This window comes from Streptomyces sp. NBC_00459, assembly GCF_036013955.1.
GTDB lineage: Bacteria > Actinomycetota > Actinomycetes > Streptomycetales > Streptomycetaceae > Streptomyces.
In genome coordinates this window covers 1,983,084-2,006,021 of record NZ_CP107903.1, presented here as the reverse complement: position 1 = coordinate 2,006,021, position 22,938 = coordinate 1,983,084, and the positions used below count along the sequence as shown (strand labels likewise).

At 71.6% G+C, this 22,938-nt stretch carries 18 protein-coding genes; 13 read left to right on the top strand and 5 right to left on the bottom strand.

Annotation, left to right across the window (positions count from 1 at the left end):
* Positions 1 to 29: 29 nt before the first annotated feature.
* Complete coding sequence (locus OHN74_RS08675) at positions 30 to 1,334, bottom strand: DUF1015 domain-containing protein (protein ID WP_327693941.1); 1,305 nt, start codon at positions 1,332 to 1,334, stop codon at positions 30 to 32.
* Between the two features lie 73 nt (positions 1,335 to 1,407).
* On the opposite strand from OHN74_RS08675, the gene OHN74_RS08670 reads away from it, so the two are divergent.
* The 4 genes from OHN74_RS08670 to OHN74_RS08655 all read left to right on the top strand — a co-directional run bounded on the left by OHN74_RS08670 (position 1,408) and on the right by OHN74_RS08655 (position 5,494).
* Entirely contained in the window at positions 1,408 to 2,442 is a 1,035-nt protein-coding gene (locus OHN74_RS08670; RefSeq protein ID WP_327693940.1) for an HAD hydrolase-like protein, read from the top strand.
* Positions 2,443 to 2,514: 72 nt separating this feature from the next.
* Entirely contained in the window at positions 2,515 to 3,558 is a 1,044-nt protein-coding gene (locus tag OHN74_RS08665; RefSeq protein ID WP_327693939.1) for a FecCD family ABC transporter permease, read from the top strand.
* Positions 3,555 to 4,619: a FecCD family ABC transporter permease gene (locus OHN74_RS08660; RefSeq protein WP_327693938.1), complete on the top strand. Its 1,065-nt coding sequence runs from the start codon at positions 3,555 to 3,557 to the stop codon at positions 4,617 to 4,619. The genes OHN74_RS08665 and OHN74_RS08660 overlap by 4 nt, the downstream gene beginning before the upstream one ends.
* Positions 4,616 to 5,494, top strand: a complete 879-nt coding sequence (locus tag OHN74_RS08655; protein ID WP_327693937.1) for an ABC transporter ATP-binding protein — start codon at positions 4,616 to 4,618, stop codon at positions 5,492 to 5,494. Before OHN74_RS08660 ends, OHN74_RS08655 begins: the two co-directional genes overlap by 4 nt.
* A 6-nt stretch (positions 5,495 to 5,500) precedes the next feature.
* Here OHN74_RS08655 and OHN74_RS08650 read toward each other — a convergent pair whose 3' ends face one another.
* Positions 5,501 to 5,848 (bottom strand): SCP2 sterol-binding domain-containing protein, encoded by a 348-nt coding sequence (locus OHN74_RS08650; RefSeq protein WP_327693936.1) that lies wholly within the window; start codon positions 5,846 to 5,848, stop codon positions 5,501 to 5,503.
* Between the two features lie 42 nt (positions 5,849 to 5,890).
* On the opposite strand from OHN74_RS08650, the gene OHN74_RS08645 reads away from it, so the two are divergent.
* The 5 genes from OHN74_RS08645 to OHN74_RS08625 all read left to right on the top strand — a co-directional run bounded on the left by OHN74_RS08645 (position 5,891) and on the right by OHN74_RS08625 (position 11,277).
* A complete protein-coding gene (locus OHN74_RS08645; RefSeq protein ID WP_327693935.1) occupies positions 5,891 to 6,211 on the top strand; it encodes a hypothetical protein in 321 nt (106 codons plus the stop codon).
* A gap of 14 nt (positions 6,212 to 6,225) precedes the next feature.
* Positions 6,226 to 7,041 carry a TlyA family RNA methyltransferase gene (locus OHN74_RS08640; RefSeq protein WP_327693934.1) on the top strand — a complete coding sequence of 272 codons (816 nt, stop codon included), beginning with the start codon at positions 6,226 to 6,228 and terminating at the stop codon, positions 7,039 to 7,041.
* Positions 7,038 to 7,943 carry an NAD kinase gene (locus tag OHN74_RS08635; RefSeq protein WP_327693933.1) on the top strand — a complete coding sequence of 302 codons (906 nt, stop codon included), beginning with the start codon at positions 7,038 to 7,040 and terminating at the stop codon, positions 7,941 to 7,943. Before OHN74_RS08640 ends, OHN74_RS08635 begins: the two co-directional genes overlap by 4 nt.
* A 227-nt stretch (positions 7,944 to 8,170) precedes the next feature.
* Positions 8,171 to 9,913: a DNA repair protein RecN gene (gene recN, locus OHN74_RS08630; RefSeq protein ID WP_327693932.1), complete on the top strand. Its 1,743-nt coding sequence runs from the start codon at positions 8,171 to 8,173 to the stop codon at positions 9,911 to 9,913.
* A 233-nt stretch (positions 9,914 to 10,146) separates the two neighbouring features.
* Positions 10,147 to 11,277, top strand: coding sequence for a glycosyltransferase family 4 protein (locus tag OHN74_RS08625; RefSeq protein ID WP_327693931.1), 1,131 nt, complete (start codon positions 10,147 to 10,149; stop codon positions 11,275 to 11,277).
* Between the two features lie 16 nt (positions 11,278 to 11,293).
* Here OHN74_RS08625 and OHN74_RS08620 read toward each other — a convergent pair whose 3' ends face one another.
* The 3 genes from OHN74_RS08620 to OHN74_RS08610 form a co-directional block, all read right to left on the bottom strand.
* Positions 11,294 to 12,949, bottom strand: a complete 1,656-nt coding sequence (locus OHN74_RS08620; RefSeq protein ID WP_327693930.1) for a PucR family transcriptional regulator — start codon at positions 12,947 to 12,949, stop codon at positions 11,294 to 11,296.
* Between the two features lie 66 nt (positions 12,950 to 13,015).
* The gene (locus OHN74_RS08615; protein WP_327693929.1) at positions 13,016 to 14,398 is read right to left on the bottom strand and encodes an FAD-binding oxidoreductase; all 1,383 of its coding nucleotides are present in this window, start codon (positions 14,396 to 14,398) and stop codon (positions 13,016 to 13,018) included.
* Positions 14,399 to 14,548: 150 nt separating this feature from the next.
* Positions 14,549 to 16,354: a glycoside hydrolase family 15 protein gene (locus OHN74_RS08610; RefSeq protein WP_327700047.1), complete on the bottom strand. Its 1,806-nt coding sequence runs from the start codon at positions 16,352 to 16,354 to the stop codon at positions 14,549 to 14,551.
* A 533-nt stretch (positions 16,355 to 16,887) separates the two neighbouring features.
* Here OHN74_RS08610 and OHN74_RS08605 point away from each other — a divergent pair.
* From OHN74_RS08605 to ald, 4 genes are all read left to right on the top strand, one after another.
* A complete protein-coding gene (locus tag OHN74_RS08605) occupies positions 16,888 to 18,555 on the top strand; it encodes a CTP synthase (protein WP_327700046.1) in 1,668 nt (555 codons plus the stop codon).
* 137 nt (positions 18,556 to 18,692) lie between these two features.
* Positions 18,693 to 19,322, top strand: coding sequence for an NUDIX hydrolase (locus OHN74_RS08600; RefSeq protein WP_327693928.1), 630 nt, complete (start codon positions 18,693 to 18,695; stop codon positions 19,320 to 19,322).
* Positions 19,323 to 19,503: 181 nt separating this feature from the next.
* Entirely contained in the window at positions 19,504 to 21,600 is a 2,097-nt protein-coding gene (locus OHN74_RS08595) for a tetratricopeptide repeat protein (RefSeq protein ID WP_327693927.1), read from the top strand.
* Between the two features lie 143 nt (positions 21,601 to 21,743).
* Positions 21,744 to 22,859, top strand: a complete 1,116-nt coding sequence (gene ald / locus OHN74_RS08590) for an alanine dehydrogenase (protein WP_327700045.1) — start codon at positions 21,744 to 21,746, stop codon at positions 22,857 to 22,859.
* Positions 22,860 to 22,938: the final 79 nt, after the last annotated feature.

The following is a 22,938-nucleotide window of genomic DNA, read 5'->3' as shown; positions in this document are numbered from 1 at the left end:
CCCGGTAAGGGGTCCCGCCCTTTCGCGTTTCAGTGCGACAGCGTGCGCAGGACCAGGCCCGAGGCCGGTTTGGGGCCGAAGGACGTCGACTTGCGGGGCATCGTCACGCCCTGGCGGGCGAGGTCGCGTACGACCTGCTCGCGGACCGGGTGCATCAGGACGGCCGTTCCGCCGTCCTGTTCCGCCTTCTCGACGGTGGCCGCCGTGTCGTGGATGTACGCGATGCGCGCCGGTGAGTCCTCGGGGATGTGCCAGATGTGGTCCAGGAGCGTGGCGTGCAGGACCGTCGCGTCCAGGGTCCGCCAGCCCTGCGGGCGGTCGGCCGGGATCGTACGGGCCAGGAGGGCAGGGTCCGGGCGGTCCACGAGGTGGAAGGCGCCGTCGCCGGCCAGGAGGTAGGCGTTGCCCTCGGTGGCCGCCTCCGCGAGGGCGGTGAGAGCCTCGGGGAGCGGGGCCGTCAGACGACGTACGCGGAAGTGGCCCTCCAGGGCCGCCAGGGCCTCGGAGACCGGGAGGCCGTGCAGGAGGCGGTGGATCGCGCGGACGCGCAGGGGATAGCGGGCGGTGTCCACGAGGAGTACCAGGCCGTGGTCCCAGGGGCTGGGGGACGGGTGCTCCGCGCGTAGACGCAGATACGTGGCCCAGCGGTGGTGGCCGTCGGCGATCAGGGCCTGGTGGTGGGTCAGGTCCGTCTGGATCCCGGCCAGTTCGGCGGGGTCGGTGATCGCCCAGAGGCGGTGGCCGAAACCGTCCTCCGTGGTCGTCGAGAGCAGCGGGGGGCGGGCGACCGTGCGTTCGACCACCGCGCTCGTGGTGCACGGAGACACCGTGGCGGAGTCGTCGCTCCGGTAGGTCAGGAGGAGGGGTTCGAGGTTCGCGTAGGTGGCGCGCATCAGGGCCGCCCGTTCCGCCACCACGTGGGGCATGACGTCCTCGTGCGGCAGGACGACGCCTTCCGACGGTTCCGACAGGCGCAGGGCGCCGATGACCCCGCGTTGGAGGTGCCCGGTCGTGTCGCGCTGTTCGTAGACGTACAGGGCGGGTTCGGGATCGGCGGTCAGGATGCCCTCGGCCAGCCAGTCGTCCAGGGTGTCCGCCGCCTGTTCGTTGCGGATGGACGGTGTGGCCGCCTGGGGGAGGATCAGCCGGACGATGTTGTGCGGGTCGGCCGATTCGAGGTGTATCAGGCCGTCCGGGCGCACGATGACGTCGTACGGAGGGGAGGTCACGGCGGCCAGGCTGCCGACCCGGTCGGGGTCGTAGCGCAGGCCCCGGAAGGGGGTCAGTTGAAGGCCCATGCGAGCCGGTACGTCCGCGGGACCTGCAGTGTTCATTGGTGCATCGTAGGGCTGTCAGTGGCATGGGGGATGATCTGGGGAAAGCCGGTCGAACGAGGAGCGATGCACAATGAGCCAGACCGTCAGGACGCGGCCCGAGGGCAGTGCGCGGGCCCTCAGTGAGGCGTACGACACGGCGCTGCTCGACCTTGACGGGGTGGTGTACGCGGGGGGCAACGCGATCGTGCACGCCGTCGAGTCGCTCGGGGTCGCGCGGGACGGTGGGATGCGGCTCGCCTATGTCACCAACAACGCGCTGCGGACGCCGGACGCGGTGGCCGAGCACCTCACCGAGCTGGGCATAGCGACGGAGGGCTCGGACGTCATCACCTCGGCGCAGGCCGTGGCCCGGCTGATCGCCGACCAGGTGCCGGCGGGCGCCCGTGTGCTGGTGATCGGCGGTGAGGGACTGCGGGTCGCGCTGCGCGAGCGCGGCCTGGAGCCCGTCGAGTCGGCCGAGGACGCGCCGGTGGCTGTCGTACAGGGGTACGGCGGGCCCGAGTTGCCCTGGGGGCGGTTCGCGGAGGCGTGCTACGCCATCGCGCGCGGGGTGCCCTGGTTCGCGTCCAACACCGACCTGACGATCCCCAGCGCACGCGGGATCGCGCCGGGCAACGGGGCCGCGGTCGAGGTCGTGCGCATCGCGACCGGCGCCGAGCCCCAGGTGGCGGGCAAGCCGTTGCCGCCGATGCACCGCGAGACGGTGCTGCGGACCGGGGCCGAGCGTCCACTGGTCGTCGGGGACCGGCTGGACACGGACATCGAGGGCGCGTTCAACGGGGAGGTCGACTCGCTGCTGGTGCTGACCGGAGTGGCTGACGGCGCGCAGTTGCTGGCCGCGCCGCCGCAGCACCGGCCCACCTATGTCGACGCCGACCTGAGGGGGCTGCTGACCGGGCAGCCGGAGGTGACGGAGGCGGACGCGGGCGGCGGGTTCCGGTGCGGGGGCTGGACGGCTGTGGCGGGGGAGGAGCGGCTGGAGCTGACAGGCGACGGGGAGGCGCTCGACGGGCTTCGCGCGCTGTGCGCGGCGGCCTGGACGGCGGCGGGAGACGGCGTGTGCGCGTTGGACGGGGGGAAGGCGCTGGCGCGGCTGGGGCTGTGAAGCAGCGCGTCTCGGGGGCTGCTGCCGGGGACGGGCAACGGGGCTTTGGGGAGGGTAGGCTAACCTAACCTCGTGTTGGTCGACAGTCCTCCTGAGCCGCGTGCGGAGACCGCTCCCGCGCCCCCGAAGCGTCAGGCGATACGAGCGGTCGGACTTCTCCTCTCCCTGGGGATCCTGCTTCTCGTCGCCCTCGCGAGCATCGCGATCGGCGCGAAGGAACTGTCTCCGGAGCAGGTCTGGCACGGGCTGTTCCAGGACTCGGGGACCTACGGGGACGTCGTCGTCGGCGAGCGCGTCTCACGCACCCTTCTCGGACTGCTCGCCGGTGCCGCGCTCGGGCTGTCCGGAGCCGTTCTCCAGGCGCTGACCCGTAATCCGCTGGCCGATCCCGGGCTGCTGGGCATCAACGCGGGCGCGTCGGCGGCCGTCGTCACCGCCATCACCTTCTTCGGCGTCACCTCCCTCAACGGCTATGTGTGGTTCGCCTTCCTCGGGGCCGCCGCCGTCGGAACGCTGGTCTGGTTCCTCGGCGGCAGCCGGGGTGCCACACCCGTGCGGCTCGCGCTCGCGGGCACCGCGATCAGCGCCGCGCTCTACGGCTATCTCCAGGCCGTGATGATCACGGACGACGCCGCGCTCAGCAGGATGCGCTTCTGGACGGTCGGTTCGCTGGCCTCGGCCACCGACGACACCATCACGCAGGTCCTGCCGTTCATCGTGGCCGGCACGGTCCTCGCGCTGCTGCTCGCCCGGCCGCTCAACGCCGTGGCGATGGGCGACGACACCGCCCGCGCCCTCGGCGCCGACCTGAAGCGCACCCGCGCGCTGTCCATGGCCGCCGCGACCGTGCTGTGCGGGGCCGCGACCGCCGCCTGCGGCCCGATCGTCTTCGTCGGCCTGATGGTCCCGCACGCGGTCCGGTCCTTCACCGGGCCGGACCTGCGCTGGATCCTGCCGTACGCGACCGTCCTGTCGCCGGTGCTGCTGCTCGGCGCCGATGTCATCGGGCGGATCGTCGCCCGGCCCGCCGAGCTCCAGGTCGGCATCGTCACCGCGGTCATCGGCGGCCCGGTCTTCATCTTTCTCGTTCGACGGCGGAGGACGGCGCAGCTGTGAAGAGCAACCCCGTACTGCCGGCCCGCCGCGCCAACCGTGTCGTACGGACCCCGGGAGGCCTCTCGCTCCGGCTGGACGTGCGCGCGCTGGTCGTCGTCGTGGCGCTGCTGCTGACCGTCCTCACCGCGAGCGTGGTGCTGATCGGTACCGGTGACTTCCCGATCCCGGCCGGGGACGTCCTCAAGACGCTGCTGGGCGACGGGAACGCGGGCCAGGAGTTCATCGTCACCGAGCTGCGGCTGCCGCGCGTCCTGGTCGGGCTGCTGGTCGGGGCCTCGCTCGGGCTGGGCGGCGCGCTCTTCCAGTCCATCTCCCGCAATCCGCTGGGCAGTCCGGACGTACTCGGCCTCAGCCAGGGCGCGACCGCCGGTGCGCTGGTCATGATCGTGCTGTTCTCCGGGAGTGCCGCCGCGGTCACGGTCGGGGCGCTGGTGGGCGGGCTGGTGACCGGGCTCGCCATCTATCTGCTGGCCTGGAAGCAGGGCGTGCACGGGTACCGGCTGGTGCTCGTCGGTATCGGGGTCTCCGCGGTCGTCACGGCGGTCAACGGCTACCTGATCACCAAGGCCGACCTCGTCGACGCGGCCCGTGCGGTCGTGTGGATGACCGGTTCCCTCAACGGGCGGGACTGGGACCAGGTCTGGCCCCTGCTGTGGCTGTGCGCGGTCCTCGTGCCCGTGGTGCTGGTGAACGCGCGCGGGCTGCGGATGACGGAGATGGGCGACGACGTGTCGTACGCCCTCGGGGTGCGCGTCGAGCGCGTACGGCTGGTGCTGATGCTGGCCGCCGTGCTGCTCACCGCGGCTGCCACGGCCGCCGCGGGGCCCGTGGGTTTCGTGGCGCTGACCGCGCCGCAGCTCGCCCGGCGGCTGACCCGCTCGCCGGGCCCCAACCTGGTTCCGTCCATGTGCATGGGCGCCACCCTGCTGATCGTGGCCGACTGGGCCTCGCAGCGGCTCTTCGGCGCCGATCAGCTGCCCGTGGGGGTGGTGACCGGTGTGCTCGGCGGGGTGTACCTGCTGTGGCTGCTGGTCACCGAGCGGAAGGCGGGCCGGATATGAGCCCGGGCGCGCAGAGAAAGAGCGGCTCAGTGAACGAGAACGTCGAGAAGGGCACCAACACCGTGAACCGCCTGTCCGCCGAGGGCGTGACCCTCGCCTACGACCAGCGTGTGATCGCCGAACAGTTGTCGGTGGAGATCCCCGACAACTCGTTCACGGTCATCGTCGGCCCGAACGCCTGCGGCAAGTCCACGCTGCTGCGGGCCCTGTCGCGGATGCTGAAGCCGAGCGAGGGCCGCGTGCTGCTCGACGGGCAGGTCATCCAGTCGATGCCCGCGAAGAAGGTCGCGCGGACGCTAGGGCTGCTGCCGCAGTCGTCGATCGCGCCCGACGGGATCACCGTCGCCGACCTGGTGGGCCGGGGCCGCTACCCGCACCAGGGCATCCTGCGCCAGTGGTCCCACGACGACGAGCGGATCGTCCAGGAGTCCATGGAGTCGACCGGCGTCGCCGAACTCGCCGACCGCTATGTCGACGAACTCTCCGGCGGCCAGCGGCAGCGCGTGTGGATCGCGATGGCGCTCGCCCAGCAGACACCGCTGCTGCTGCTCGACGAGCCGACGACCTATCTCGACATCCAGCACCAGATCGACGTCCTCGACCTCTGTGCCGAGCTGCACGAGGAACAGGGGCGGACCCTGGTCGCCGTACTGCACGACCTCAATCACGCGGCTCGCTACGCCACGCACCTCATCGCGCTGCGCGACGGCTCGGTCGTCGCCGAGGGCGCGCCGGGCGACATCGTCACGGCCGGGCTGGTCGAGGAGGTGTTCGGGCTGCGCTGCCAGGTCATCGACGATCCGGAGACGGGGACGCCGCTGGTGGTGCCGGCCGCGCGCAAGGCCCGTACCAGGGTGACCGCGGAAGCCCCCTGAGGGTGGTCAGAGGAGTTTTCTGAGGCGGAAGAGGTCTCGCAGGCCCGCTTCCAGTTTCACCCGGCCCGAGCCCCACGCCTTCGCGAAGTTCAGCTCGCCGGAGACCATCGCCACCAGGTCGTCGCCGGACATGGCGAGCCGGATCTCCGCCTTCTCCCGGGGCGGACCCTGGAGAGTCTCCCGGACCTCGATACGGCCGCCCTGCAGACGTCCGACGAAGGTGACGTCCAGATCGGTGACATGGCAGCTCAGCGAGCGGTCCAGGGCCGCCGCCTCGCGTACGTCCCCGCTCGCGCCCGCCATGTTGTCCGAGAGCTTGTCGAGTGCGCTGCGGCACTCCTCTGTCGTCGCCATCGCGAACGACGGTACCTCAGCCGTTCGCGGTAGCGTCAGGGCATGAACGACTCAGTGCCGCCGGCCGAGGGCCCGGAGGAGGCACCGCTTCCGGTTTCGGATCCGGCTGCGGATACGGTTCCGGAGGCGGCCGTCGAACCCGGGGCCGACCCCGGCGCCCCGGCCCCGCTGAACATCCCCCGCACCTCCACGGGCAACGCGGACGTCGACGCCCTGCTCGACCGGCTCGGTGACGCCGACCACCTCGCCACGGACGGACATGTGGAGGTGTACGAGGATGTACACCGGGGGCTGCGCGACACGCTCACCGCGCTCGACGCCCGCCCGGGACCTCCGGCGCCCCCATCGACGTACGGCACATAGGAGCTGAACCGAACGTGGCAGGAGTGGCACGCCGCCGCCTTGACGCCGAGCTGGTGCGGCGGAAACTCGCGCGCTCGCGCGAGCACGCGAGCCAGCTGATCGCCGCCGGGCGGGTCACCGTCGGCAAGACCGTCGCGACCAAGCCCGCCACCCAGGTGGAGACCGCAGCCGCGATCGTCGTCGTGGCCGACGACAACGATCCCGAGTACGTCTCCCGGGGCGGCCACAAGCTCGCGGGCGCCCTGGAGGTCTTCGTTCCGCAGGGGCTGAAGGTCGGCGGCCGGCGGGCGCTGGACGCCGGCGCGTCCACCGGCGGGTTCACCGACGTACTGCTGCGCGCCGGTGCCGCACACGTCGTCGCCGTCGACGTGGGGTACGGACAACTTGCCTGGTCTCTCCAGAGCGATGAACGCGTCACCGTCAAGGACCGTACGAACGTACGCGAGTTGACGCTCGAAGCGATCGATGGGGAACCAGTGGATCTTGTCGTGGGGGATCTGTCCTTCATCCCGCTCGGTCTCGTGCTGCCCGCCCTTGCGCGGTGCGCGGCACCAGATGCCGACCTGGTGATGATGGTCAAGCCACAGTTCGAAGTGGGGAAGGAACGGCTGGGCAGTGGAGGAGTCGTACGCAGTCCCGAACTGCGTGCCGAGGCAGTACGCGGAGTTGCCACCCGCGCCGGGCAGTTGGGGCTGGGTGTGCAGGGCGTGACCGCCAGCCCGCTGCCCGGGCCGTCGGGGAATGTCGAGTACTTTCTGTGGCTGCGGGCCGGCGCACCTGAACTCAACCCGGCCGATGTCGACCGTGCAGTGGCGGAGGGGCCTCGTTGACTCAGACCCGAGATCGTACTGTTTTCCTGCTCGCCCACACCGGGCGGCCGGCCGCGATCAGAAGCGCCGAACTGGTCGTCCAGGGGCTGGTGCGCTCCGGACTCGGGGTGCGGGTGCTCGCGGCGGAGGCGGCCAACCTGCCGCTGCCGCCGGAGGTGGAGCTCGTGGAGGAGGCCACCGCGCAGTGCCTCGACGGGTGCGAGCTGCTCATCGTGCTGGGCGGCGACGGCACGCTGCTGCGCGGCGCCGAGTTCGCCCGGGCGTCCGGGGTGCCGATGCTCGGCGTCAACCTCGGCAGCGTCGGCTTCCTCGCCGAGGCCGAGCGCGACGACCTCGACAAGGTTGTCGACCGGGTGGTGACGAAGGCGTACGAGGTCGAGGAACGGATGACCATCGACGTCGTCGTCCACCAGAACGGCAACATCGTGCACACCGACTGGGCGCTGAACGAGGCGGCCGTGCAGAAGGTGTCCGCGGAGAAGTTGCTGGAGGTCGTGCTGGAGATCGACGGGCGGCCGGTGACCGGGTTCGGGTGTGACGGCATCTGCCTGTCCACGCCGACCGGGTCGACCGCCTATGCGTTCTCGGCCGGTGGGCCCGTGGTGTGGCCCGAGGTGGAGGCGTTGCTGATGGTGCCGATCAGTGCGCACGCGCTGTTCGCGAAGCCGTTGGTGACGTCGCCGGATTCCGTGCTCGCTGTGGAGGTTCTGCCGCACATTCCTCCGGGGGTGCTGTGGTGTGACGGGCGGCGGACCGTGGAGTTGCCTCCGGGGGCGCGGGTGGAGGTTCGGCGGGGGGCTGTGCCGGTTCGGCTGGCTCGGCTGCACCATGCGTCGTTCACCGATCGACTGGTGGCCAAGTTCGCGTTGCCGGTGTCCGGGTGGCGGGGGGCTCCTCACTAGCGCCTGCTGTGGGGGTGGATCGGGCTCGTCGGCGGGTGCGGGTGCGGGTGCGGGTGCGCTGTGGTTGTTCGCGCCCACGGGGCGGAGCCGCAGATCGGATACAGCCCCGCGCCCCCGTCGGGCACGTCCACTCCCCTGGGTGACAAAGTGAGGCCGATCTCCTTTCGTTACCTGCGCGTTCTCTCATTCGAGGTGGGGGGCGTCGCACATGGAGCCGCTGACCTCGTATGGTCGTGTTCGTGTTGGAGGAGATGCGGATACGGTCGCTCGGCGTCATCGACGATGCGGTCGTCGAGCTGTCGCCAGGCTTTACCGCCGTGACCGGTGAGACCGGTGCGGGTAAGACCATGGTCGTGACCAGCCTGGGGCTGCTGCTCGGTGGCCGGGCTGATGCGGCGTTGGTGCGGATCGGGGCCAAGAACGCGGTCGTCGAGGGGCGGATCACCGTGCCCCCGGGCGGTGCTGCCGTCGTACGGGCCGAGGAGGCCGGCGCCGAGCTGGACGACGGGGTGCTGCTCATCAGCCGTACCGTTTCCGCCGAGGGGCGCTCCCGGGCGCATCTGGGCGGGCGTTCCGTGCCCGTGGGTGTGCTGGCCGAGCTGGCCGACGAACTGGTGGCCGTGCACGGGCAGACCGACCAGCAGGGGCTGCTCAAGCTGTCCCGGCAGCGGGCGGCGCTCGACCGGTACGCGGGGGACGCTGTCGCCGCGCCCCTCACCAAGTACGGGGAGGCGTACCGGAGGCTGCGGGCCGTCGCGAACGAGCTGGACGAGATCACCACGCGCGCGCGTGAACGGGCCCAGGAAGCCGACATGCTGCGCTACGGGCTCGACGAGATCGCCGCCGTGGAACCGCGGGCCGGCGAGGACGCCGAGCTCGCCGAGGAGGCGGAGCGGCTCGGGCACGCGGAGGCGCTGGCCTCGGCCGCGACCGTCGCCCACGCCGCCCTGGCCGGTAACCCCGAGGATCCCGAGGGCATCGACGCCGCCACGCTCGTCGCGGGCGCCCATCGGGCCCTGGAGGCCGTACGGTCGCACGACTCCGCCCTGGCCGCGCTCGCCGACCGGATCGGTGAGGTCGGCATCCTGCTCGGGGACGTCGCCGGAGATCTGGCGGGGTACGCGGACGACCTGGACGCCGATCCACTGCGGCTGGCGGCCGTCGAGGAACGGCGGGCCGCGCTCACCGCGCTGACGCGGAAGTACGGCTCCGACGTGGCCGGAGTGCTCACCTGGGCCGAGGAGGGCTCCGCGCGGCTGCTCGAACTCGACGGCGACGACGACCGGATCGGTGAGCTGACCGCAGAGCGGGACGCGCTGCGCGGCGAACTGAGCGGGATGGCACAGGCGTTGACGGACGCGCGGACGGAGGCCGCCTCGCGGTTCGCGGACGCCGTGACCGCCGAGCTGGCCTCGCTGGCCATGCCCCACGCGCGCGTGTCGTTCGACATCAGGCAGACCGAGGACCCGGAGGGCGTCGAGGTCGACGGACGTACGGTCGCCTACGGGCCGTCCGGCGCCGACGAGGTCGAACTGCTGCTCGCCCCGCACCCCGGCGCGCCCGCCCGGCCCATCGCCAAGGGGGCGTCCGGGGGTGAGCTGTCCCGCGTGATGCTGGCCGTGGAGGTCGTGTTCGCGGGGACCGATCCGGTGCCCACCTATCTGTTCGACGAGGTCGACGCCGGTGTGGGCGGCAAGGCGGCCGTGGAGATCGGGCGCCGGCTGGCCCGGCTGGCGAAGAGCGCGCAGGTCGTCGTCGTGACGCATCTGCCGCAGGTCGCCGCGTTCGCCGACCGGCAACTGCTGGTCGAGAAGACCAACGACGGGTCGGTGACCCGGTCGGGCGTGAAGGTCCTGGAGGGTGAGGACCGGGTACGGGAGCTGTCGCGGATGCTGGCCGGGCAGGAGGACTCGGAGACGGCGCGGGCCCATGCGGAGGAGTTGCTGGCGGCGGCTCGGGCGGACGGCTGACGTTCGTTCGAACAGTTGACGTCCGGTGGGGACTCACTCACCCGTGTGAGTGACCCGTCCCACCGCTCCGTGGTCCGGAACACCCGTACGTACTGGCATCCTTGAAGGAGCACGGAATACCCCCGTACACGGAGGAAGCAGCGCGGTACACCCCTTCCGCCCAAACCTTCTGTACGTTTCTCCGTGTCCTTTCTTCGTGACCGCCCGATGCCGAACCAGGAGCCCCCGGCCACGTGAGCCCCGCGAGCAGCCACTCACCGCACGGTCAGTCGCCGCTGCGCACCGTGCAGGTGCTCGGCGGCGGCAACGCCGGCAGCAGCGCGCACGTGCGTTCGCTGGCCGCGGGGCTCGTCGAGAGAGGCGTGCGGGTGACCGTGTGCGCCCCCTCCGATGCCGACAGCGCCTACGACTTCACGGGCGCCGGTGCCGAGCACGTACCCATCCCGCGCAGTAGCGACCCCGGCTCGGTGGCGGCGCTGCGCGCGGCCTGTTCGAACGCCGACCTCGTGCACGCGCACGGGCTGCACGCCTCCTTCCGGGCCGCCCTCGCGCTCAGCGGGCGCCGCACTCCGCTTGTCGTCACCTGGCACAACCGGGCGTACGCCGAGGGGCCGCGCGCCCAGCTGCTGAAGGTGCTGGAGCGGCGGGTGGTGAAGGCCGCCGCCGTCGTCCTCGGGACCTCCTCCGACCTTGTGGACCGGGCCAGGCGGCGCGGAGCCCGGGACGCCCGGCTGTCCGCCGTGGCGCTGCCCGCCCCGCGCGGCACCCTGGGACGGGACGAGTCCGACCGGAGCAAGACGCGCGCCGAACTCGGTGCCACGGACCGCCCGTTGCTCATGGCTGTCGGCGCTCTCGACCGGCACCGGGGGTACGACGTCCTGCTGGACGCCGTACGCGCGTGGCAAGGCCTCGATCCCGAGCCGCTCCTCGTGATCGCGGGGGAGGGGCCGCTGAGGGCCGAGCTGCAGGGCCGCATCGAGCACGAGGGGCTGCCGGTCCGGCTCATCGGGCGGCGCGACGACGTGAGCGAACTGCTCCTCGCCGCCGATCTCGCACTTCTGCCCAGCCGTTGGGAGTCGCGCTCCGTTCTCGCCCAGGAGGCCCTCCACGCGCGCGTGCCGCTGATCGCGACCGCCGTGGGAGGCGTTCCGGAGCTGGTCGGGGACGCGGCCGAACTCGTTCCGTACGGCGACGCGGTGGCGCTCGGCAGGGCCGTCGTACGGCTGCTCGGGGATCCGGAGCGCCGGGAAGTCCTCCGCGAGCGGGGCGTCCGGCAGATCGGCACCTGGCCCAGCGAGGACGAGACCGTGGCCCAAGTGCTGAGCGTCTACGACGAGTTCACGCAGCCCCGGCCGCTGACCTGAAACGCCTGCCGCGGGTTCAGGCCACGTGCCTGCGGGCCCGGAGCGCCAGGCTCAACGCCAGTACCGTCTGCGGGTCGTCGAGGTCCGTGCCCAGCAACTCCCCGATCCGCGCGAGGCGGTTGTAGAGGGTCTGGCGGTTGAGGTGGAGTTCGCGGGCCGTCTCCGCCTTGCGGCCCGCGTGCGCCAGATACGTCTCCAGGGTGGGCAGCAGAGGCGGCTTGGAGCGGTCGTCGTGGGCGCGCAGCGGGCCGATCGCGCGGTCCACGAAGGCCGCCAGGTCGGGCTGGTCGCGAAGGCGCCACAGCAGCAGGTCGATGTCCAGGCGGCGGGCGTCGTACCAGGGGCGGTCCGGCAGGCCCTGGGCCGCCGTCGCCGTCTCCGCCGCGTGGCGCAGGCCCGCCGAGGCCGCCGCCCAGCCGCCGGGGACCCCGACCACGACGACCGGTGGCCGGGCGCCCGGGCGTTGCATCCCGGCCCGCTCCACACCCGCCCGCAGCGCCGCCGCGACCCGGTCGGCGACCGCCGGGCGCTCCGCCTCCGCACGCAGGCCCACCAGCAGCGGCACGCGCCCCTCGACCGGCCGTACGCCCAGCAGCACAGGTACGCCCACCGACGCCAGCTCCTCCGTGACCGCCCGCGCCAGCACCGCCCAGCCGCCCCCCGGTGACAGGGTGTCGCCGAGTCGCATCACCATCGGCAGCAGTGGGCCGGTGCCGGGCTTGAAGCCGAGGACGCGGGCCTGCGCGGGTGCGGCCTCCGCGTCGACGCGGCCCTCGGCGAGGTCGGTGAGGAAGTCGCCGCGGCCACGCGCCGCCAGTTCCTCCTCCTGGCGGGCCTGCATGAGGACGACGGCCAGGATGCCGGCGGCCCGTTCGGCGGCCATGCGGTGCACGGGGGCGAGGGGGTCGAGGACGGGCAGCAGAACCAGGCGTGCGCGGACCGAGCCGGTGCCGGGGCCGCCCCCGGGGCCGCCCCCAGGGACATCGACGAGCACGGAACCGGCGGGCGGCGGCGCGTCCTTGTGCTGGGCGCGCAGGCCCTCCCACACCTGGAGCGGGTCGGCGCCCTCGGGGCCGGCTCCGGCGGCGTACAGGAGCTGGCCGTCCGTCGTCTCCAGGAAGACCGGGTTGCCGCTGAAGTCGGCCAGGATGCCCAGGACCTGCGGGATGCCACCACCGCCCAGCAGGGCCTCCGTGCAGCGCCGGTGGACCTCCTCGGCCCGCTGGAGCAGCGCGTAGTGGCCGTTGACGATCTCGGTGTGGATCTCCTCGGTGACGGCCACGAACGCCACCTCGCGGTGCAGCTGGACCAGGGGGAGACCGGTCGAGCGGGCCGTCTCGACCAGGGCCGCGGGCAGCCGGGTGAAGCGCGGGCCCAGCTCCACGACGAGCGCCGCGATGCCCCGCTCGGCGAGCGTACGGACGAACGCGCGCTGCTCGGCCGGCCGGGTGCCGAGCCCGTACCCGGTCGTCAGGAGCAGTTCGCCGCCCTTGAGCAGCGAGGCGATGTGCGGGACCTCGCCCGCGTGCACCCACCGCACGTTCCGCCCCAGCCGGTCGGCGCCCGCCAGGATCTCCGGCAGCCCGCTGCGCAGCCCGGGCAGCTCCAGCGCCCGCCGCACGGTGATGCCGGCGCCCCGGGTCTCGAAACGGCTGTCCGCACGGCTGTCCATGCAGCGGACGCTACCCGTACCCACGTACGGCTGACGACCTGCGCATCGGCGGCACGCGCGGCTCGCCTACGCCGGAACGATGTTGTGGTTGAAGCGGAACACGTTGTCCGGGTCGTACTGGCGCTTCACCGACGCCAGCCGGCGCGTGTTCTCGGCGCCCAGGCCCGCTATCACGCGCTCCGCGCCCTCGTCGCCGATGAAGTTGAGATAGACCGCGCCGGTGCTCCACGGCCGTACGGCGGTACGGACGTCGTGGACCCACTGGACGCAGCGCTCGTCGTCGGCGGGGTCCTCCCAGCAGCCGTAGGGGTGCACGGCCCATGAGGCGTCCCGGTAGGGGACGGGGTACTCCGGCGGGCCGTCGGCGATGGCGCCGCCGAGCGGGAACAGCGCGCTCTGGGTTCCGGTGGGCACCGGAAGCGCGTCCCCGAGAGCGCAGAAGACGTCCAGCAGCTCGTCGGGCGCGCCCGTCAGGTACTCGGCCGACCAGTAGTTCCGCATCCCGGGCGGGTCGTCGAGCATGCACTGGAAGTCCGCGTACGGGATCGCGGTGACGATCTCCACCTCGTGCGGCAGCGCCAGCAGCGGCTCGACGAGCTTGCGCATGTCCTCCTCGGCGCCCGCGTACGTCAGCAGCGCCCCGCACAGCAGGTGTCCGACCAGATGCGGCGGGACGAACTCCTCGGGCGGGCCGGTGAGATGGATGACCCCGCCGCTCGCCTCGACCGGGCCTGCCTCGATCACGTCGCGGTAGGTACGGGTGACCTCTCCGGCGAACTCGGGGAGATAGAGCAGCAGCGCGATGGAGAACGCGGGCAACTCGTGCAGCCGCAGGGTGAGCGAGGTGGCGACACCGAAGTTTCCGCCGCCGCCGTGCAGGGCCCAGAACAGGTCCGGGTTGTGCTCGGCGCTCGCGTGGAGCGCGGTGCCGTCGGCGGTGACCAGGTCGACGCCGAGGAGGTTGTCGACGGCGAGGCCCTGGACCCGGTCGAGCCAGCCGCTGCCGCCGCCGAGCACGAAGCCGGCGACGCCGGTCGTGGAGACCCGGCCGCCGGTGGTCGCCAGCCCGTGCGGCTGGGTAGCCCGGTCCAGGTGGCTCATCAGGGCCCCGCCCTGGACACGTACCGACTGCGCCGCACGGTAGACGGTCACGTCGTGCATCCGGCGCAGGTCGATCACCAGACCCGCGTCGTTCACGCCCATGCCCGCCACACTGTGGCCGCCGCCGCGCACCGCGATCGGCAGGTCCAGGTCGCGGGCGAAGCGCACGGAACGGACCACGTCGGCCTCGTCCGCGCACTGCGCGATCACCGCCGGGCGGCGGTCGATCATGCTGTTGAAGACGGTACGGGCGTCGTCGTATCCCGGCTCTTCCGGGGCGAGTACGTCGCCGGTGAGGTCTTCGCGGAACGCGGTGAGACGCGCGTTCACCTTGGACAGGGAGGCCATGGGGTCCCCCCTTCTGAAGGAGGGGTAGGTGCGTTTTCAGCCTAGGCGTCCTGGTCGGCGGGCGCGCTTTTTCGCCCCGGCGCCGGGGCGGCCGGTCGTCCAGGGAGCCGCGCCCCGGAAAGCTGGGCGCGGCTCCCTGGACGTTCGCCTCTAGCCGCCGTACGCCCCCGAAGCCGTCAGCCTCAGTGCCGTGTCGATCAGCGGGACGTGGCTGAAGGCCTGCGGGAAGTTGCCCACCTGGCGCTTGAGACGCGGGTCCCACTCCTCGGCCAGCAGGCCCAGGTCGTTGCGGAGGGCGAGGAGCTTCTCGAAGAGCTTGCGGGCCTCGTCGACCCGGCCGATCATCGCCAGGTCGTCCGCCATCCAGAACGAACAGGCGAGGAACGCGCCCTCGTCGCCCGGCAGACCGTCGAGGTTCTCGTCGCCGCCCGAGGTCGTCGGGTAGCGCAGGATGAAGCCGTCCTCGGTGGACAGTTCGCGCTGGATGGCCTCGATGGTGCCGATGACGCGCTTGTCGTCGGGAGGCAGGAAGCCCATCTGCGGGATCAGCAGCAGGGAGGCGTCCAGTTCCTTCGAGCCGTACGACTGTGTGAAGGTGTTGCGCTCCTTGTCGTAACCCTTCTCACACACGTCCCGGTGGATGTCGTCGCGCAGTTCGAGCCACTTCTCCAGCGGGCCGTCCGCGTCGCCGGACTCGATGAGCTTGATCGTGCGGTCCACCGCGACCCAGGCCATGACCTTCGAGTGCACGAAGTGCCGACGCGGACCGCGCACCTCCCAGATGCCCTCGTCGGGCTCGTCCCAGTGCTGCTCCAGATAGCGGATCAGCTTCAACTGGAGCAGGGAGGCGTAGTCGTTGCGGGCCAGGCCCGTCATGTGGGCCAGGTGCAGGGCCTCGGTGACCTCGCCGTACACATCCAGCTGGAGCTGGTGCGCGGCGCCGTTGCCGACCCGGACGGGGCCTGAGTTCTCGTAGCCGGGCAGCCAGTCCAACTCGGCCTCGCCCAGCTCCCGTTCGCCCGCGATGCCGTACATGATCTGCAGGTTCTCCGGGTCGCCGGCGACCGCGCGCAGCAGCCACTCGCGCCAGGCGCGGGCCTCGTCGCGGTAGCCGGTGCGCAGGAGGGAGGACAGGGTGATGGCCGCGTCGCGCAGCCAGGTGTACCGGTAGTCCCAGTTGCGTACGCCGCCGATGTCCTCCGGGAGGGAGGTGGTGGGCGCGGCGACGATGCCGCCGGTCGGCGCGTACGTGAGCGCCTTGAGGGTGATCAGCGAGCGGACGACGGCCTCGCGGTAGGGGCCGTGGTACGTGCACTGTTCGACCCACTCGCGCCAGAACTCCTCGGTGGCGTCGAGGGACTGCTCCGGTTCGGGCAGCGGGGGCGGCTGCTTGTGCGACGGCTCCCAGGAGATCGTGAACGCGATCCGGTCGCCGGGCGCCACCGTGAAGTCGGCGTACGTCGTCAGGGACTTGCCGTACGTCTCGGCGGTGGTGTCGAACCACACCGAGTCGGGGCCGGCGACGGCGACCGTCCGCCCCTCGTGCTTGTGCACCCACGGCACGACACGGCCGTACGAGAACCGCATACGCAGGGCCGAGCGCATCGGCACACGGCCGCTGACGCCCTCCACGATGCGGATCAGCTGCGGGGCGCCGTCGCGAGGGGGCATGAAATCGGTCACTCTGACCGTGCCGCGCGGGGTGTCCCACTCCGATTCGAGGATCAGTGAGTCGCCCCGGTAGCGGCGGCGGGCCGCCACGGGCGGTGCTGCGTCCGCCGCGTGCGCGGGACCGAGGCGCCAGAAGCCGTGCTCCTCGGTGCCGAGCAGTCCCGCGAAGACGGCATGGGAGTCGAAGCGGGGCAGGCACAGCCAGTCGACTGTGCCGTCCCGGCAGACCAGGGCGGCGGTCTGCATGTCCCCGATGAGTGCGTAGTCCTCGATGAGCCCGGCCACGTGCAACTCCAGTCGAACGGCCACGTCGCCCCCAAAAAAAGGAAAACGGGGGTCTCGATCTTGCGGTCAAGGGTTCGTTGTCCACCATCGTTGAGCGGTGAAGCAAACACCAATCTTTGCTCAACGGACTGACGAGCGCTCGTTGTTCCGGGGTTACGGGCGGGGGTGGTGCCGTGTTGCCGGCCGGGCTCGGCAGCGAGTGTCCGAGGAGCATACGACGCACTCAGATGATCCGCGTGCCGCTCCGGACAACCCGCGTCCGCTGAACGAGTGAAGCTCGGGTGAGCGGGCACTGTTTCGGGTGAGCGCCGGACAGGGTGATGGTGACTCGTGTACGGGATGCGTGGCCGCGTGTGCGCGGAGCGTGGCCGGAAGCCATCTCCTCGGGTCGCTGATACCCTGGTAGCCCGTGGACCGGTGGGCACGAAACCCCCGAACCGCAGCGTCGGCTCCCCCCATGAAAACCCGGAAAGCTCCGGGCCGGGCGGCCGTTCCGCACTCCAGACCGCGACCACGGGAGCCCCGCCTTGGCCATGACACCCGCTGCTTTTCGAAACAGCACAGCCACGACGACCAAGCACATCTTCGTCACCGGGGGTGTCGCCTCCTCGCTCGGCAAGGGCCTGACCGCCTCCAGCCTCGGCATGCTTCTCAAGGCGCGCGGACTGCGGGTCGTCATGCAGAAGCTCGACCCTTACCTCAACGTCGACCCCGGCACGATGAACCCCTTCCAGCACGGTGAGGTGTTCGTCACCCACGACGGCGCCGAGACCGACCTGGACATCGGCCACTACGAGCGCTTCCTCGACCGCGACCTCGACGGCTCGGCCAACGTCACCACCGGCCAGATCTACTCGACGGTGATCGCGAAGGAGCGGCGCGGCGAGTACCTGGGCGACACCGTCCAGGTCATCCCGCACATCACCAACGAGATCAAGCACCGCATCCGCCGGATGGCCACCGACGAGGTCGACGTCGTCATCACCGAGGTCGGCGGCACGGTCGGCGACATCGAGTCGCTGCCCTTCCTGGAGACCGTGCGTCAGGTCCGTCACGAGGTCGGCCGCGACAACGTGTTCGTCGTCCACATCTCGCTGCTGCCCTACATCGGTCCCTCCGGCGAGCTGAAGACCAAGCCGACCCAGCACAGCGTGGCGGCCCTTCGGAACATCGGTATCCAGCCGGACGCGATCGTGCTGCGCTGCGACCGCGAGGTCCCCACCGCGATCAAGCGCAAGATCTCCCTGATGTGCGACGTCGACGAGGCCGCGGTGGTGGCCTGTCCCGACGCCCGCTCGATCTACGACATCCCCAAGACCGTGCACCGCGAGGGCCTGGACGCCTATGTCGTCCGCAAGCTGGACCTGCCCTTCAGGGACGTGGACTGGACGACCTGGGACGACCTCCTGGACCGCGTCCACAACCCCGCCCACGAGATCAACCTGGCGCTGGTCGGCAAGTACATCGACCTGCCCGACGCCTACCTCTCGGTCACCGAGGCGCTGCGCGCGGGCGGTTTCGCCAACCACGCGCGAGTGAAGATCAAGTGGGTCACCTCGGACGACTGCAGGACCCCTGCGGGCGCCAAGAAGCAGCTGGAGGACGTGGACGCGATCTGCATCCCGGGCGGCTTCGGTGACCGCGGGGTGTCCGGCAAGGTCGGCGCGATCCAGTACGCCCGCGAGCACAAGATCCCGCTGCTGGGGCTGTGCCTGGGCCTCCAGTGCATCGTCATCGAGGCGGCCCGCAACCTGGCCGGCATCGAGGACGCGAACTCCACCGAGTTCGACGCCGCCACCGCCCACCCGGTCATCTCGACGATGGCCGAGCAGCTCGACATCGTCGCGGGCGACGGGGACATGGGCGGAACGATGCGACTGGGCATGTACCCGGCCAAGCTGGCCGAGGGCTCCATCGTGCGCGATGTGTACGACGGCAAGGAGTACGTCGAGGAGCGCCACCGGCACCGTTACGAGGTCAACAACAGCTACCGCTCCGAACTGGAGAAGAAGGCCGGTCTGCAGTTCTCCGGCACCTCCCCGGACGGCAAACTGGTGGAGTACGTCGAGTACCCGCGCGAGGTGCACCCCTACCTGGTGGCCACGCAGGCCCACCCGGAACTGCGCTCCCGCCCCACCCGCCCCCACCCGCTCTTCGCCGGCCTCGTCAAGGCCGCCGTCAAGCGCAAGACGGGCAAGTAGCGCAAGGGCTGTACGGTGACCGGGGTGCGCGCCTTTGGGGGTGCGTGCCCCGGTTTTCTGTGCCGGTCGCGGGGCCGGTTCCCCGGGCCGGTTCTCTGTGTACGGGCGGGACGCGGGATGCGGGAGGACAAGTCGACATGACCACCATCAAGGACACTCCGGAGGAGTGGGAGATCCGGGCCACGGAGACCCCCTTCGTGGGCAACAAGACCTCCGTGCGCACCGACGAGGTGGTCATGCCCGACGGCTCGGTCGTGGGCCGCGACTACCAGGTGCACCCGGGCTCCGTGGGTGTCCTCGCCCTGGACGCCGAGGGCCGGGTCCTGCTGATCCGCCAGTACCGCCACCCCGTCCGCCAGCGGATGTGGGAGATCCCGGCCGGCCTGCTGGACGTACCTGGCGAGAATCCGCTGCACGCCGCCCAGCGCGAGCTGTACGAGGAGGCGCACGTCAAGGCCGAGGACTGGCGGGTGCTGACCGACGTCTACCCCACGGCGGGCGGCTGCGACGAGGCCGTACGGATCTTCCTGGCCCGGAATCTGTCCGAGGCCGAGGGGGAGCGCTTCGAGGTCGAGGACGAGGAGGCCGACATGGAGCACGCGCGCGTGCCCGTCGACGAGCTCGTCCGGGGTGTCCTCGCCGGCGAACTGCACAACAACTGCCTCGTCGTGGGCGTCCTTTCGCTGGTGGCGGCAGAGAAGGGCGACGGGCTCGACGCGCTGCGCCCGGCCGGGGCGCCTTGGCCGGCCCGGCCCTTCGAGGCCTGAGGAGGCATGAGGCGCCCTCAGGGGTCGCCCTTCACCTCCGGTGTGACCATCGCCTGATCCGATCGGGCGACCTGCCCGCCGCGCTCCGCGCAGATCGTTGCAGAGCGTGAACTAGGCTCTGGAAACGCCCGAACCGGAGTCCCGGCGGGCTTGCGCGTGCAGGTGGACGGGAGTGTGGCCCGTGACGGATCAGGCGGTGGACACAGACGGCACGAAGCTGTCCGGAAACGATCGCTCGCCCGTTCCTACGGACAGTCAGTTCCTCGGCCGGACAAGAGAGTTGAAGGAGCTGCGCGCCGACATCGAGCGCGCCGGACTCGACACTCTCGCGGGCCGGAAGGCGCCTCGCGCGCGCGTGCTCCTCATCGCCGGTAAGCCCGGCTCGGGCCGCAGCGCGCTCGCCGAGGAGCTGGCCCGGCAGGTCGCGGACAGTTACCCGGACGGTGTGCTGCGCGCCCGGCTCACCGAGCCCGACGGCACGCGCGTGCCGACCGAACGCACCGCCCGCGAACTGCTGACCGTCCTGGGCCTGCCCACCCCGCCCGGCGCCGACGAGGACGAGCTGTCCGAGGCGCTGCGCGACGCGCTGGCCGATCGGCGGATGCTGCTCCTGCTCGACGACGCGGCCGACGCCGAGCAGGTCGACGCGCTGCTGCCGGACAACCCCGACTGCCTCGCCGTCGCCGTCTCCGGGGGCCCGCTGACCGGGATCACCGACGTCCGCCCGTGCACCCTGGGCGGCCTCGACACCAAGTCCGCCGTGGAACTGCTCGAACGCTTCACCGGGTCGGTGCGCGTCACCGTGGACCCGCGCTCCGCCGAAGGACTCGCCGAGGTGTGCCAGGGGCAGCCCGCCGCGCTGATGCTGGCCGGCGGCTGGCTCGCGGCCCGGCCCCAGTCGGCCGTCTCCGACCTCGCCAAGCAACTGCACGCCGAGAGCGACGAGGGCACCGCCCTCAGCCGCGTCTTTCGCCTCGTGTACGCCGCACTGCCCACCCCGGCCGCCCGGATACTGCGACTGCTCGCGCTGGCCCCCGGCGGCCTGGTCGACCCGCAGACCGCCTCCGCGCTGGCCGGGTGCTCGGTCGGGGGCGCCCGCGCCACCCTGGACGACTTCGTCGCTCTGCGCCTCCTGACGGCCGTGGAGTCGCCGCTGCCGCAGTACGAGGTCCCCGGCTGCCTGCTGCCCCTCCTGCGCCCTCTCGCCGAGACCCAGGACCGCCCGGCCGAACTCCAGCTGGCCCGAGCCCGGATGCTGGAGCGGACGGTACGGCTGCTGGTGTCCTGCCGGACGATCACCGAGACCGACAGCCCGCTGGCCCGGGAGAAACTCCTCGGCACGCCCGGCTCGCTGCGCTTCCCGAACCCGAGGGCGGCGGCGGACTGGCTGGAGATCCGCCGACCGGCCCTGCTGGCCGCGGCCCGGCTGGCGGTGGCCGACGGGGAGCTGGACACCCTGGCCCGCCGCCTGATGTCCGCCCTGGTCAAGGCGATGGTCGCGCACGTCGGCACCCAGGCCGCCGCCCCCGACCTCTACGGCATCCACCGCCTCGTCCTCGATGTCGCCGAGCGCCGCGACCTGCCCCGAGAGCGGGCCGCCGCCCTCCTGAACCTCGCCGACCTGGACGCGCAGACCGGTCGTACGAACGACGCGCTGGCCCGCTACCGGGCCGCCCTGGACGCCGGACGCGAGGCGAACGACCCGTATGCGACCGGGCGCGCGATGGAATCTGTAGGGGGCGCACACCAGGAGCTCGGGGACTACGACCGCGCCGCCGACTGGTACGGGCGTGCGCTCGCCCAGCGCCTGGCGCGCGACGAGCGCGAGGACGCCGCCCGGCTGTTCGGCCGTATCGCCGCCGCGCACACCTACGCGGGCCGCTACGGCGAGGCGCTGCGCAACTGGCGGGCCGCGGTGGCCGGTTACCGCAAGAACGGCGATGTGGCCGCGCAGGCACGGGCGTTGAGCGAGCTGGCGCGGGTCCAGGAGTACGCGGGGCGGCCCGAGGAGTCGCTGCGCACCTGCCAGGAGGCGGTGGAGTGGGCGCGCCGCGCGGACGACCTACGGCTGCAGGGAGCGCTCCATCTGCGGCTGGCCGACACGATGGAGCACCTCGGCGATCCGGCGGCGGCCCGGCTGCACCGGAGCGCGGCCGAGCGGCTGCTGGCCGACGAGCCGGACCCCCAGGAGAGCGGGCCGGACCTCCCCGAAGGTGATCCTGACCTGGAACACGACGCTAACGCCTACGAAATCCGTAGTACATCAGTGGAAGATTGATGCATTGAAAGGCTAGACACCGAGAACGCCTTCATTAGACTGGCTCTACCGCGCCTTCTCCTGCGGTCTCCTGGTGTGCCCCCGCACGTCCGGGTATGTATTGCTATGCCCCCGCATCCTCTGAGCCAAGGACCGTGATCGACGTGAAGGTCGGCATCCCCCGCGAGGTCAAGAACAACGAGTTCCGCGTCGCCATCACCCCCGCCGGCGTGCACGAACTGGTGCGCCACGGCCATCAGGTCGTCATCGAGCGGAACGCCGGTGTCGGCTCTTCGATCACCGACGACGAGTTCGTGGCCGCAGGGGCGAGCATCCTTCCGACGGCCGACGAGGTGTGGGCCACCGCCGACCTGCTGCTGAAGGTCAAGGAGCCCATCGCCGAGGAGTACCACCGCCTCCGCAAGGACCAGACGCTCTTCACGTACCTGCACCTGGCCGCGTCCAAGGAGTGCACCGACGCGCTCGTCGCATCCGGCACCACGGCGATCGCCTACGAGACCGTCGAGCTGCCCGGTCGCGCCCTGCCGCTGCTCGCCCCGATGTCGGAGGTCGCCGGCCGGCTGGCCCCGCAGGTCGGCGCCTACCACCTGATGCGCTCGGTCGGCGGGCGTGGCGTGCTCCCCGGTGGCGTCCCCGGCACGCAGCCCGCGCGTGCCGTCGTCATCGGCGGCGGCGTCTCCGGCTGGAACGCCACGCAGATCGCCGTCGGCATGGGCTTCCATGTCACGTTGCTCGACCGCGACATCAACAAGCTGCGCGAGGCCGACAAGGTCTTCGGCACCAAGGTCCGGGCGATCATGTCCAACTCCTTCGAGCTGGAGAAGGCCGTCCTGGACGCCGACCTCGTCATCGGCGCGGTGCTCATCCCCGGTGCCAAGGCCCCGAAGCTGGTCACCAACGAGCTGGTGTCGCGGATGAAGCCGGGCAGCGTTCTCGTCGACATCGCGATCGACCAGGGCGGCTGCTTCGAGGACTCGCGTCCCACGACCCACGCCGAACCGACCTTCCCGGTCCACGGATCGGTCTTCTACTGCGTCGCCAACATGCCCGGCGCGGTGCCCAACACCTCGACCTACGCGCTCACCAACGCCACGCTGCCGTACATCGTGGAACTCGCCGACCGCGGCTGGGTGGCCGCGCTGCGCCGCGATCCCGCGCTCGCCCGGGGTCTCAACACCCATGACGGCAAGGTCGTCTACCGCGAGGTCGCGGAGGCGCACGGCCTTGAGCACGTGGAGTTGGAAGCACTGCTGGGCTGACCCTCCCGGCCCCTTCGCAGGTGCTCCCGGTCGACTAAACGACCAAGTCATCAGCGGGTAAAAGGCGATACGTCAACAG